This is a genomic window from Paraburkholderia sp. RL17-381-BIF-C (genome assembly GCF_046026435.1).
Classification (GTDB): domain Bacteria; phylum Pseudomonadota; class Gammaproteobacteria; order Burkholderiales; family Burkholderiaceae; genus Paraburkholderia.
The window spans coordinates 1-12,696 of sequence record NZ_JARESX010000124.1 but is presented as its reverse complement, the minus strand read 5'-3'; the positions used below and the strand labels follow the sequence as shown (position 1 = coordinate 12,696).

Below are 12,696 nucleotides of genomic sequence, written 5' to 3'. Positions count from 1 at the left end.
CTCGGCCCGCTCCTTCAGCGCGGGGGCGAGCGCGCGGGCGCGCTCGATCAGTTCGTCCGCGGTCCCGGCGCGCTCGATGACGGGCGCTTCTTCGAGGCTGAATGCGGTTTGCGTGTTCAAGATAATCTCCGTTGGGTCCGTTTTTTATAGAACATACGTTGTATAAAAAACAAATGCAAGCACTTCCGACTGGGGATCTTCCCCGCCCGAAAGCCCCAATTGCGCCGCCACATCAATGCTGTTAAGTTAAAATGGTTGTTCGATGTTATTCGAGGGGTAGGAAAATGCCGAAACTTGGGATGGAAGCAATCCGTCGCCGGCAGGTGATGGATGCGGTGATCCACATCCTGTCGACCAATGGCTGGCGCGATCTCACGATCCGGGAGGTGAGCGAGGTAGCGGGCATTTCGTCTGGCGTGATCACCCATTACTTCAGCAACAAGCGCGCGCTCACGCTGGACGCGATCAACGATGCCACGCTGCAGTTTGTCAAGGCACTCGGCAAATTCGAGAACCGGCGCGGCGACGCCCCGACCCGTCTGGTCGCCCTCGTGGATTTCGTGAGCCAGCCCTCGCCCGCAGGTATCCCGGAGTGGCGGTTCTGGCTAAGCCTTTTTGGGCGTATGCCGTTTGACGGAGTGCTGCAGGCAGAGGTGCAGAAGGTTCACCGGCTTTATGCGGAGATCATCATAAGATTGATCGAGGCCGGCGTTGAGGAGGGCAGTTTCCACCCCAACCGCAAACCGGCGGACATCGCCTTCAAATTTATTGGCGCGGCCTTCGGGCTCTGTCTGCCCATGGTGGCCGATCCGCAGGACATGCCGCCCGAGCGCTGTCGTCGCCTGCTGCTCGACCTCCTGAGCCAGGATCTCGGCGTGGCCCTAGGCGGTACTCCGTCTGCTAAAGCGCTAACAAATGCCGTAAATTGATTGGGTGATGCGGACTTCGTCCTTGCTCGGCCTCGTTCGCCACCACCTTCAGGGAGCTTATAGTTGACTGTCATCTATCCCGATGATTTCAGGGGCCAACGAGTGCAAAGCCGAACCCTGATTACCGCTGCGCGTAACCTTATTCCTGTCCTGAGAGAGCGGGAGGAGGAGGCAGAACGTAATCGCCGGCTCCCTGAAGCCACCAGCCTCGATCTGCGTCGCACGGGCGTAGCGCGGCTGCTGCAGCCCGAATCGTTCGGCGGCGCAGAGGGTTCGCTCGAGCACCTCGTGGACGTACTGGTTCCGATTGCGAGCGGCTGCCCTTCCACGGCATGGTGTCTGGCCCAGTACCTGTTCCACAATTACATGATCGCCCACTGGCCGGTGGAGGCCCAGAGAGAAGTCTGGAGCGATCCTACCCACCTCGTCAGCGGGATTCTGGTGCCCCGTCTCGGCACGGCCCGGCAGGTCGACGGCGGCTACGAACTGTCGGGACAGTGGCCCTTCGTGAGCGGCGTGCAGGCGTCCGACTGGTGCATCCTTGCCGGCATGGTAGAGCAGGATTCCGCCCCCGACGAAGAGCGCTACTTCCTGGTTCCCACCGCTTCGCTGACAATCCTCGACACTTGGAACCCAATCGGCCTGCACGGCTCGGGCAGCCACGACGTCACAGTCGACAGGATATTCGTTCCCGAGTATCTCACCTTGTCAATCCGACACATGAAGGGTGGCGACTTCCCGGGTAAAGCCCTCAATCGCAGCGCACTCTTCCGTCCGCCACTGCTCATGATCAGCGGCATTCTGCCCGCCGCGTGCCTGATCGGCATGACGGAAGGGATGTTCGAGCAATTCCTGCTGCAGTCGCGTGGCCGCAAGGCCCTCAGGACCAGCGAAGACACCGCGAACTACCCGACCCACCAGATGCGCGTCGGCGAAGTATCGGCATCACTGCAGGCGGCCGAAATGCTCATTCGCGCAGACTGCCGGGAGATCATGGAGTTTGCCGCGGCTGACAGCACGTATTCGCCCATGGAGCGGTCAAACTATCGCTCCAATTCGGCGTTCGCAGGACAGCTCGCCCGGCAGGCGGCCGAGATCGTATGGGACCTGATTGGCGCCCGCGGCGCCTACGCGACCAACTGCATCGCAAGATACTATCGGGATATCGCGGTGGCATCGCGCCACACCGCGATCAACTGGGAAGTCAATGCGACCGAGCACGGCCGCGCCCGCCTCCGCCTGCCGCTCACAAACCCGTCGCTATAGAAGCCTGCACACGACAACTTCGCATAGACCGACTGGATAAGAGGCCGGTAGTAACAAGCCTGTTCCCGTCTCCAATGGGTCTGCGCCGCTGCACGCACGCTTACATAAGCTTTCCCCGCTTCAGGCCGTATGTGGCATTTTTATGGACGAATTGTTCTACATACGCATATGGGAACCATGGCCTGACAGCGGCCCGGCAATATACCGGCCAACCTCATTTGACTGCAGTGCACAACGCTGGAATTGCGAATGGTCAGCGCAGGCCTTGCATAACAGGATTGAATACGTGGCTGAATGAAACACTGGAGTAGCTACCGTCTTATAGCGCCAATCGCATGCATGACCAGTTTCGGCGAGCGCCCAGCGCCGGGCTACACCACCTCTATTTGGTCATGGAAAAGATGCTCTACGACTCCGACGCACTCTCGCGGTCGGACGACGGCTGCACATCGGCATGACTGTCAGTATGGCGCGATATCAGGTCGGAGTACGTCTTTCCCGTGAAGCAGCACGGTTCGCATTTTGATTGGCGCACCGCACGAGCTAGCAGCCCGGACCGTTAGAACCTGTGTGTATACCCGGCTGTGTAAACCTGGTATTTCGCGCGAATGTTAGTTCCCAAGCTCGGTCCCGTTCCGACGATCGTCGTCGGAATGTCATACTCGAAGGCAGCTGTAATGAGGTTGTTTTTGTCTATCGCGTAGGTAGCTCCGACTGTCGCTGCGCGAGGGATGATGCCTGGCCCGTACATGTTCGCCACGGTGTGGTTGGAATCGACGTTGTTATTGGCGAAACTGTAGCCGGCACGGACGGTCCATTTCCCGTTGATATCGTATGAGATCCCAACGCGGCCAACGTTCTGATCGCGGTACCCCCACGTTGTTGATGTGTTATAACCAGCCGCGCCGGACCATTCGATGCGCAGATAATCCAACGCAATGGTCAACCCAGGCAAGGGCCGCACTGCGACACCCACACCAAACCTAGACGGACTGTCTGTACGCCCACCACTCGCCGACAGTACGTCGTCTTTATATCCTGGAAGCGCCGTAAACCAAGTCTTCGTGAAGTACGATGCCCCGAACGACACCATATTAGTCGGTGTCCAGAGCACGCCCATCCCCGCACCAATACCAGTCGCATATTGATTCCCGTGGGTAGGTACTGGAGCGAGCGAACCATCAGGCCCCTGCGCAACCAGTCCGTTCAGACGAAATTGCTCAACGCCAAACACAAGCGACGCGCCGATAGACAGGCTAGGCAGGGGCGTATACGTGATCGTCGGGCTTGTATTAACGACGATCAGGCTAGCCTTGGCATCACCCGCTCCTGACACGGGAAGCACCGGACGTCCATAATTCGATGCCGCACCTGCACTGGTAACCGCAACGCCGAATGTCCACTGTGGCGCAATCTGATAATTCAGCCCGAAACCTGGAGACAGAATGACATGGCTGGAAAAGAGGTGATTACTGGTTGAACCAAAAGTGGAATCAGCTTTAAGCGGCACTACATTCCCGTAAAAATCAACTCGAGATCCCAATTCTGCGAGCCCTGCCGGATTGTCGACCGCCGAAGCCACATCTTGCGGAAGCGCAATCGCTGCTCCGCCCATACCGGAGGAAATTGCTCCGTTACCGGTGAAATAAATACCATCGGTTGCGAAGGCATTCGAGGTCGAAACGGCAAGAGCAATACCGGACAGCGCAAAAATGGTACGGTTCCGTTTAATGCTAGTCATCTTGATATTCATGTCTCCATCCATTTATTTAGTTTTACTAACTTAATAATCAATCCGTCTGTTATTCTTTTCAGCCTCTTTTTGTACTAGAAGGAGAAGGTCTTCATAGCCGAATCCCCTCTCCCTACATCTTCGTCAGATGACTTCAAAGAGACTCGCCGCGCCCATACCACCACCGACACACATAGATACGACGACATACTTAACGCCCCGTCGTTTTCCCTCCAGCAACGCGTGGCCTGTAAGGCGAGCACCAGTCATACCGTATGGATGTCCGATCGAGATGCCGCCGCCATTCACGTTATAAATCTCAGGGTCGATCCCGAGCTTGTCCCGGCAGTAGAGCACTTGACAGGCGAACGCCTCGTTTAGCTCCCAAAGGCCGATGTCGTCGATCTTCAGGCCATGCTGCTTGAGGAGCTTTGGGATTGCATAGATTGGCCCAATCCCCATTTCTTCAGGCGGACAGCCCACGACCGCTGTGCCACGATAGATTCCCAATGGACTGAGGCCTCGGCGCTCTGCAAATCGAGCGTCTGCAAGTACACATGCAGATGCTCCATCAGACAGCTGACTAGCATTGCCGCCGGTAACGCAGCCGCCTTCCACCACCGGCTTCAGCGTCGCGAGGCCTTCCAATGTCGTGTCCGGCCTGTTACCTTCGTCCTTGTCCTGAAGCACATCGCGAAAGCTAATTTCGCCCGAATCTCTATCCTGCACCTTCATCCGGGCATGCATCGGCACGATCTCTGTCGATAGCCGACCACCCTGCTGCGCGGCGGCAGTACGTCGCTGGGATTCAAGAGAGTACCGGTCTTGGTCCTCTCGAGAAATCCCGTACTTCTTGGCCACAAACTCCGCAGTCTGCAACATCGGCATGTACGCGTGCTCGACCATTTCTACGACCCGCGGATCGATAGTCTTCGCGCCCCATGCAGCGTATTCGTTCTGTACCGCAGAGATGTTTTCCTGGCCGCCAGCGATACACGTTTCCACACCGTCTACGACGATTTGTTTGGCTGCCGACGCTATGGCCATCAGACCGGACGCGCATTGACGATCCAACGTCTGCCCAGGCACAGTGACCGGTAGCCCTGCCGCAAACACTGCATGACGCGCGAGATTGCCACCGGCCGTTCCCGCCGACAGCACGGTACCGATTACCATGTCATCGAACGCGTCGGGTTCAATGCCTGAACGCTCTACTGCGTGGCGGACGGCGTGTGCCATCAGCGTCGGCGATTTGGTGTCATTGAATACGCCACGAAAAGCTCGGCCAATAGGGGTGCGGGCGGTGGAGACGATAACGGCTTCACGCATAGAATTGGTTCCTGGTCATTAATCGCAAGCAGTTGAGGTGGCCGCGGTCGCCTTGTCGACGAAACGCAAAGTCTGGTGCGTTGCACTTTCCAACGCGGTCAGTCTCTCCGGGTTCGATATCTCAGCAAAGCGGGCTGCGATAACTTCCGGAGTGCGTTCGCTTTCCGGCAAATAGACTCCTTCAGTCTCGTAGACGAAGTTTCGCGTAAAGACACCACAGCCGGCACCGAGGATTACTTTCGATGGCGCATCGTCACCGACAAGGAAGAGAACGCCGGGTGTAACGGACTCCGGCGTCATCAATTTTATTGCGTGCTCGGGGATCAATCCGGCTGTCATGCGCGTTGCTGCGGTTGGAGCCAGCACATTCACACGGATATCGTACTTCTCACCTTCCATGTGCAGCACGTTCATAAGGCCGACCATAGCGGCCTTGGCTGTTCCGTAGCTCGACTGACCAAAGTTCCCATAGATACCGGATGCCGATGATGTCAGGACAATGCGGCCGTACTTCTGCTCACGCATCAGATCCCAGACCGCCTTCGTGCAATTGACTGTGCCTCGCACGTGAACGTCCATCACTGCCCAAAAATCGTCCAGCGATAACTTGGCGAAAGTCGCATCGCGTAGAATGCCCGCATTGTTGACCAGGATGTCCACACGACCCCAAGCATCCTTTGCCGCGGCTATCATGGACTGAACTTCTTCGAACTTCGCGACATTGGCTCCATTCGCCATCGCCTCACCGCCAGCGGCTCGAATTTCCTGGACGACCGCATCAGCCGACGATGCACTCGCATCACTTCCGTCACGCCCGCCTCCGAGATCATTCACCAGGACCTTGACACCACGTGCCGCCAAACCAAGGGCGTGCGCTCGACCAAGGCCGTTTCCCGCACCGGTGACGATGGCTACCCGACCCTCGAACTGCTTGCTCATGCTCGGTTCTCCTCTTCCTTGGCATCATTTACCAGGCATATGCCAATCCATTCTGCGACCAACGCTGGCTTTGATTCGCCCTCGATCTCGACCGTTACAATGAAGATCAACTGGTAGCGACCAGGAGACGGCACACTGAAGTCCGAGATCACGAACTTCGCTCGGACACGCTTGCCGCTTCGCACTGGCGATGGGAATCGAATCTTGTTGTACCCATAGTTGACCGTGACGCCAACGTCCGACGGGATTGGTACCGATTTCTCGATCAACCCTGGCAGTAACGACAGGACCAGAAGCCCGTGCGCCACAGTGCCCCCAAACGGACTATCCTTCGCCTTCTCCTGGTCGACGTGGATAAATTGTCGATCGCCGGTCACTTCGGCAAACGCATCAATACGCGCTTGGTCGATTAGCTCCCACTGTGAAGGCTCAAGTTCTTTCCCGACCATCGTCCGGAGTTCATCCGGACTAACTCGTGGTGCTGTCATAAACCAATTCCTTTATTCATCGCGTGGTAGAGAAGCCGCCATCCAGGGGAATGACAGCGCCGGTGATATACGCAGACGCTGCTGACGCCAGGAAAATCGCTGTTCCGGCCGCGTCCGACGCTTGCCCCGTACGTCCACGCGGAATCGCTTTAACGATCGCGTCTCCATGCTCCTTAAGCACCTGCGCAGTCATCTTCGTTTCAAAAGGTCCCGGCGCGATGACGTTAACGTTGATGTTCGCGGGTCCCAAATGCTTCGCGAGATGGCGAGTCATATGATGGAGAGCGGCCTTGCTGGCGGAGTAGGAGAAGTTCTCCATCTCGGGGCTTGTCATGCCATCGACGGAACCAATGTTGATGACCCGGGCGGGATCTACTTCAGTTCCCGCGGCCCGCAACGCCGGCGCCAGTTGCTGCGTAAGAAAGAAAACCGAGCGTACGTTCAGATCCATGATCTTGTCCCAGCCGCTTTCCGGGAAATCGTCGAACGGTGCGCCCCAGGTAGCGCCGGCATTGTTCACCAAGATGTGAATCTTGGGTTCGCGTTTCAGCATTTCAGCAGCAAATCCAGCGGCAGCGTCTTGCGCAGACAAGTCGGCGGCGATCGCAATGGCTTCTCCGTGCTTTTTGAGTTCGCGCTCCGCATCAGCGCATGCATCAGCCTTGCGCGAGACGATATAAGTCTTCACGCCTGCTTTGACCAGGCCTTCAGCAATCATGTAGCCGATACCACGGGTGCCACCTGTGACGATAGCGACTTTGCCGCTAATGTCGAAGAGTTGACAATTGGACATACGAATTCCTTGTCGCTCAATTAGTTGGTAATGTGAATGCAGGACACAGCGGGATAGACCGAGCGCCGCATGCTAGCGGCTGTCGAGCCTCGGCCCTGAAACGACTCTGCTAATCAGGAGACGTCCCGCATCTCTCGCCGCATAATCTTGCCGACGCTGGATTTCGGCAGAGCGTCGACAAAGCCGACGACCCTCGGAACCTTATAGCCTGCCATGCCAGCACGGCAGTGGGCAATTAACGCAGCCTCGTCTATCTCGACAGTCGGTGCCTTTACCACGAACAGCTTGACTGCCTCGCCTGTTTTTTCGTCGGGAATGCCGACGCAGGCACATTCGGCCACGCCTGGGAAAGAGGTAGCAACGGCCTCAACTTCGTTTGGATAGACCTTAAATCCGGAGACGATGACCATATCTTTTTTTCTGTCGACGATTTTCAGGAACCCTTTACCGTCGAAAACGCCGACGTCTCCAGTACGGAAGTAGCCGTCATGTGTGAAAGACTTTGCGTTTGCCTCAGGGTTCTCCCAGTAACCCTCCATGACCTGTGGTCCCTTAATGCAAATTTCACCCGCTTCGCCGATATCGACTTCAATGTCGTTGTCGTCCAGCAACTTAATGTCGGTTGATGGCAACGGTAGCCCAGCGGTGGAGTTGAACTCGACGATATTGTCAGGGTTAAACGAGACAATCGGTGACTCGGACAGCCCGTACCCCTGGCGGATAAAACTGCCTGTCGCCTGCTTCCAGCGATCCGAGGTGGTAGCGAGCACGGCCGCACCGCCGCCGCCGGATAAGCGCAAGCGCGACCAGTCAACATCAGTCATCCGCGGATGTGACGCCAAGCCAGCATATAGGGTGTTGACACCTATGAAGACAGTTGGTCGCGCAGCTTCCAGCACGTCGATCAGTGCTCCGACGTCACGTGGATTAATTACCAGCCAATTCTCGGCTCCGATTGAGAAATAGCTGAGGAAGTTCACCATCAAAGCTAATACGTGATAGAGAGGTATCGCTGTAACTACCACCTCCTCTTTCACACGCAGGACGTTTGGCGAAAACGCTTTGAATTGCTCGATGTTGGCAATCAGGTTGCGATGTGACAAGACTGCGCCCTTGGACAGCCCCGTCGTGCCTCCGGTGTACTGTAGAAAGAGCACATCGTCGCCAGACACAGCAACAGGAGTCAGTTGCAGGCTGGCACCAGCTTCAATCGCTTTGGGCAGCGTGATCGAGTCACGCAACGATGCATCGGCGGCGGGTCCCGGAATCGCTACTTTTCCACAATCACCAAGTCCCACCGTAATGACAGTAGTGACGCCAGTTTTCCCGATCACTTCGGCAAGCGTCGATGTAGAGCCATTGCAAACGACAATCACACGCGCACCGGCATCGTTGAGCTGATGCTCGAGCTCGCGCGCGGTGTACTGAGGGTTGACGTTAACCTGGATAGCACCGACCTTCGTGATACCAACGAACGTGACCGGGAACGACAGGACGTTGGGCAACATCACCGCCACGCGGTCGCCCTTCCTGACGCCCACCACGCTTTGGAGGTAGGCTGCAAAATCGGTCGATTGGAGATCCACATCCGCGTAAGTCAGCGTCTGTCCGTTGGCGTGAAACGCAGGCTTGTCAGCAAACTGACGCATCGCTTCTTCCAGCAACTCGTTCACCGATTTGTACCGCTCGGGGTCAATTTCCGCAGGAACGGATCCGTAGGACGTAGTCCAGTGTCTGTTGTTCATTGGCTTTTCATCGTTAGTGCATCCACCGGGACGGTGGCGGGTCAACCGCCAACCGCCTCGGCTCGAAGAGTGATGTAATTCCTTGCGTGGACAGCGCGGGCAGTTCGCTTACCCAGACCATTGAGCCAATCGATTCCCCAAACGGACTGTCGCGAGGAAACCACAAGCCAAGTCAGCACAACCGGTTGCCGCGACGGGTGAATACTGGTGAGAAGCGCGCGTCCTATGCGTTGATTGTTAAGCCCACGCCCACTCGTAGTTTCCGCCCGCGCGTTCACAGAGCCCGCGAAGCAAGTTCTCATACAGTGCGATGCTATCCATGCCTTCCCGCGGCGATGCTTGAAGGACAGCGTGAAGCATCGAGGGGGTCATCTTGTCGATCGATATTCCTTGCCCAAGACAAAATCGTTGAAGTTGATTGACGAATTTTGGGCTTACTTGAGGCATCGCTCGATGGGCTACATCTTTCATCGCGTGATCGAGACTGACAAATCGAACGCCCAGCCGCTTAAACGCCGTGAGAATATCGTCAAGAGAATCCATGGCGATGGGTGTCCCATGAATGAGCCATATATGAGGAATATCACGGCCAAACACCAGGCGTGCCGCCTTTGCAGCTTCACGCAACTGTGCGACGGCCGCCTCGACGTAGCTTTGCCTGAGCATGGTCAATGCTTCCTTGTCACCATTCAAATGAGATCGGGTATGTGGAACGATCCAGGCGAAATCGTTAAACCACGAGGAAATAGGCGCGTTGGTATAACCCTTCTTTGCTAGGAAGTCTTCGACCTCACCGCGCTTTGCCGCGCTATCGCCGCTCATGTCCATTGCGTAGCGGAAGTAGCGACCCGGAGCTCGCTCAATCAGGTCGCCGATGACGTCCTCTGAGCGCTCGATGTCCTCGCAGTAGTTTTTTGCCGACACCCAATTCAGGCAGGCGTGACAATGAGTGTGGTTCCCAAGATGATGTCCACTATCAACCCAGTGCCGCAGAATTTCTTTCAATCCTGAGTCATTATCCAGCGGCGACGTGTGAGCGAACCCGTAAACTCCATTAATCTGATGTTTGGCGAGTGTTTCAATCACCGACGTCACAACCTTTTCACGGGTGTAGCCCTCAGGCATGGGCGCGTCATCCCATAGCAGCAGTTCGTCTACTGTGATAGCAACTTCCAAGGGCAGTCCTTCTTCGACAGAAGTGACCATGGCTAAATGTCTCCCTCTTTTTGATATATGTATCTGACGGCATCATATTCGTCGGCGCGCTAAGGTGTTTTCGCAAAAGCGAACCACCTGCTTTCTGCAAGCGAACTTCAGCCGCTTGTCTTGAATGCGCATTGGATGTATGTTCTGGAACCGGCCGACGATAAAACGGCCATTGGGTGGAACGATGAATTCCCTAACAAAAGCCTGCAATGCTGATGTACCGCGGATGCTTTCGATCTCTACGAGCGAGTTGGATCCGAGATTTCAACTCGATGCATGGGAAGATGCAGTGGTTCAACTGCACGGGAGTCTGCGGTTTGAGCGGAAGAATGGGCTCGGCTATCTAGGCCGACTTCGCGCGCGACAAGACGCAAACTTTCAGTTCGTCGAGTTTGAGGGAAATGCGGCATCGAGTACGAGGACCGCTGGGCATGCAGCGTCTGACGCCATCCACCGGTTCGAAATTATGGTCGGCGTGGCCGGAGAGTGTCTGGTGCAACACTGCGGAAATCGAGCGCTGTTAACGCCTGGACGCATTTTGCTGGTCGACATGTCAAAGCCTCACGACATGACTTATGGTGAAGGGGTATCCATTGCATTGATCGCTTGCAATCGGGCATTGCTAGAAGGGCGCCTTCCCGATGTTTCGAGTGCTTGCGGGCTTTTGCTGCCAGTCGAGAACGCTATCGCCTCGGTGCTCCATGCGTATGTCATGGGCGTGAGTCAGGGCGTCGAGCGGTTGCAGGACCACCAATTCCGCTACACGATGGCGCAGATGCTAGATTTGGTAACGCTGATGCTGGACGGTCAAACCGATCTACGCGGACAGGCAAACGTCACTCAACTCGCCTTGTTGCGTCGCCTGAAGCAGCACATACATCAGCACTTGCTGGATGACACTTTGTCGATCGAAGACATTGCGCGTGCCAATAGCATCTCCTCACGGTACATGCAGAAGTTGTTTAGACTTGAAGGTACCAGTCCAAGCGACTACCTTCTCGAAGCAAGGCTCATGCGAGCAAGGGCTCTACTCAAGGAAAGTCCCAAAAGGCAGTCCGTCGCGAGCGTGGCCTATGCATCTGGCTTCGCAAATGCTAGCCATTTCAGCACGGCATATAAGCGTAGATTCGGGTACTCACCGCGAGACGAATTGCTTCACCGTGAGCACCGCCCATGACCGGCTATCCGGCAGCAGCCATCGCCGGCACGTGACCACGCGCGGATCTGCCCTGTAATCCAATTCAGCGCCGACGGCGGCCCCGCGTTTGAGCTTGAAGTGCGACAACCTCGGCGGTTAGGCGCCAACTACCTCCTGCCCTGCTTTGCATGGCCCCGACGACGAACTGGTCTCGGAAGACGGAACAGACGCCCAAAACTGCCCCTGAAACTGTAGCCTCCTCCGCTCCACCCCGTATCCCGGCAATGCTGCGCGCTGACCGAGGATCACCCTCGCCCTCGTGAGTTCCATCGAATTCGCTAAGCCAATTGAGCACGTCGCGCACCCGGTCGGGCTGAATGCCCTCGCAGTTGATGACACCGACTGCGCGCTACTCGGCACAGACACCACCATTCTGTCGATCTCCAGCGAATCATGGCTTAACCCTGGGATCGTGACGCTGGGTGCAGTTGCGATACCTACTGTGGGTCGGCCAGCGGCTCGATTCGCAACAACTCGATTCCAGCCGGCCAAGTGCTGCGCTATCGACATCGGCAGAATAATTTGAGCGTGCGGTCATGAGTGGCATAGGTGGTCGCCGGCAGCTTGGCCGAACAGCCGGCCCCCAAACACTGTCGACTGACCAAGCGCTGTTCGCAGAGACCGAAGCGCCGTAGGCGTAGGTCGGAAACGGACTTACAAAGTGAATGTCTTCGTTGAACAGCCTCCCCGCACACCACCATTTTACGCAACAACTGTTTCATATCCTAAGATGTTTGGCAAATTCCGGCGAACTTGGAACAAGGCAATGTAGCGTGAAAAACGCTCTCGCTAAGCCATACAGGACATATCCGGGCCGGCCCTCATTGACAGATTTTTATGGATGAGTTGTTCTATATACCTGCGCCAAAACCTTGACTTAACAAGCTGATAAGAGCGGTTGAGGCGCGCAAGATCGCCCCACAGGGCTACTTGACCAATAGCTAGCTCGAACCGGGGGTTTGCTCGCATGCGCGCGAGCACTATCTTACAAACCTGTTGCAGCCTCATCGACTGACCGCGCGACTTGGGTGCGGCGCATCACGATAAACGTAACAAATGACTAGCAACCCC

The 12,696-nt window shown here is 56.4% G+C and carries 10 protein-coding genes; 3 read left to right on the top strand and 7 right to left on the bottom strand.

Translation table 11 applies throughout. The features are described 5' to 3' along the window. Positions 1–299 precede the first annotated feature (299 nt). Together P0D70_RS35070 and P0D70_RS35065 are read left to right on the top strand one after the other, a co-directional pair. Positions 300–929 (top strand): TetR/AcrR family transcriptional regulator, encoded by a 630-nt coding sequence (locus P0D70_RS35070; RefSeq protein ID WP_408187883.1) that lies wholly within the window; start codon positions 300–302, stop codon positions 927–929. 63 nt (positions 930–992) lie between these two features. Beyond that, positions 993–2,195, top strand: coding sequence for an acyl-CoA dehydrogenase family protein (locus P0D70_RS35065; RefSeq protein WP_408187882.1), 1,203 nt, complete (start codon positions 993–995; stop codon positions 2,193–2,195). A gap of 559 nt (positions 2,196–2,754) precedes the next feature. Here the strand turns inward: P0D70_RS35065 and P0D70_RS35060 are convergent. The 7 genes from P0D70_RS35060 to P0D70_RS35030 all read right to left on the bottom strand — a co-directional run bounded on the left by P0D70_RS35060 (position 2,755) and on the right by P0D70_RS35030 (position 10,427). Further along, complete coding sequence (locus P0D70_RS35060) at positions 2,755–3,948, bottom strand: OmpP1/FadL family transporter (RefSeq protein WP_408187881.1); 1,194 nt, start codon at positions 3,946–3,948, stop codon at positions 2,755–2,757. 123 nt (positions 3,949–4,071) lie between these two features. Continuing rightward, positions 4,072–5,256, bottom strand: a complete 1,185-nt coding sequence (locus P0D70_RS35055; protein WP_408187880.1) for an acetyl-CoA C-acyltransferase — start codon at positions 5,254–5,256, stop codon at positions 4,072–4,074. 18 nt (positions 5,257–5,274) lie between these two features. Beyond that, positions 5,275–6,195, bottom strand: coding sequence for an SDR family NAD(P)-dependent oxidoreductase (locus P0D70_RS35050; protein WP_408187879.1), 921 nt, complete (start codon positions 6,193–6,195; stop codon positions 5,275–5,277). Further along, entirely contained in the window at positions 6,192–6,683 is a 492-nt protein-coding gene (locus tag P0D70_RS35045; protein ID WP_408187878.1) for a MaoC family dehydratase, read from the bottom strand. The genes P0D70_RS35050 and P0D70_RS35045 overlap by 4 nt, the downstream gene beginning before the upstream one ends. A gap of 16 nt (positions 6,684–6,699) precedes the next feature. After that, positions 6,700–7,476 (bottom strand): SDR family oxidoreductase, encoded by a 777-nt coding sequence (locus tag P0D70_RS35040; RefSeq protein WP_408187877.1) that lies wholly within the window; start codon positions 7,474–7,476, stop codon positions 6,700–6,702. A gap of 113 nt (positions 7,477–7,589) precedes the next feature. Continuing rightward, positions 7,590–9,221: an AMP-binding protein gene (locus P0D70_RS35035; RefSeq protein ID WP_408187876.1), complete on the bottom strand. Its 1,632-nt coding sequence runs from the start codon at positions 9,219–9,221 to the stop codon at positions 7,590–7,592. A 237-nt stretch (positions 9,222–9,458) separates the two neighbouring features. After that, positions 9,459–10,427 carry a polysaccharide deacetylase family protein gene (locus P0D70_RS35030; protein WP_408187875.1) on the bottom strand — a complete coding sequence of 323 codons (969 nt, stop codon included), beginning with the start codon at positions 10,425–10,427 and terminating at the stop codon, positions 9,459–9,461. Positions 10,428–10,611: 184 nt separating this feature from the next. On the opposite strand from P0D70_RS35030, the gene P0D70_RS35025 reads away from it, so the two are divergent. Next, on the top strand, positions 10,612–11,604 hold the full coding sequence (locus P0D70_RS35025; RefSeq protein WP_408187874.1) for a helix-turn-helix domain-containing protein: 993 nt from the start codon (positions 10,612–10,614) through the stop codon (positions 11,602–11,604). Positions 11,605–12,696: the final 1,092 nt, after the last annotated feature.

Excerpts from the sequence above, each read along its gene's own strand:
- P0D70_RS35025 (WP_408187874.1), top strand. The coding sequence starts at position 10,612 with ATGAATTCCCTAACAAAAGCCTGCAATGCTGATGTACCGCGGATGCTT.
- P0D70_RS35055 (WP_408187880.1), bottom strand. The coding sequence starts at position 5,256 with ATGCGTGAAGCCGTTATCGTCTCCACCGCCCGCACCCCTATTGGCCGA.
- P0D70_RS35060 (WP_408187881.1), bottom strand. The coding sequence starts at position 3,948 with ATGAATATCAAGATGACTAGCATTAAACGGAACCGTACCATTTTTGCG.
- P0D70_RS35070 (WP_408187883.1), top strand. The coding sequence starts at position 300 with ATGGAAGCAATCCGTCGCCGGCAGGTGATGGATGCGGTGATCCACATC.
- P0D70_RS35045 (WP_408187878.1), bottom strand. The coding sequence starts at position 6,683 with ATGACAGCACCACGAGTTAGTCCGGATGAACTCCGGACGATGGTCGGG.
- P0D70_RS35035 (WP_408187876.1), bottom strand. The coding sequence starts at position 9,221 with ATGAACAACAGACACTGGACTACGTCCTACGGATCCGTTCCTGCGGAA.
- P0D70_RS35040 (WP_408187877.1), bottom strand. The coding sequence starts at position 7,476 with ATGTCCAATTGTCAACTCTTCGACATTAGCGGCAAAGTCGCTATCGTC.
- P0D70_RS35030 (WP_408187875.1), bottom strand. The coding sequence starts at position 10,427 with ATGGTCACTTCTGTCGAAGAAGGACTGCCCTTGGAAGTTGCTATCACA.
- P0D70_RS35050 (WP_408187879.1), bottom strand. The coding sequence starts at position 6,195 with ATGAGCAAGCAGTTCGAGGGTCGGGTAGCCATCGTCACCGGTGCGGGA.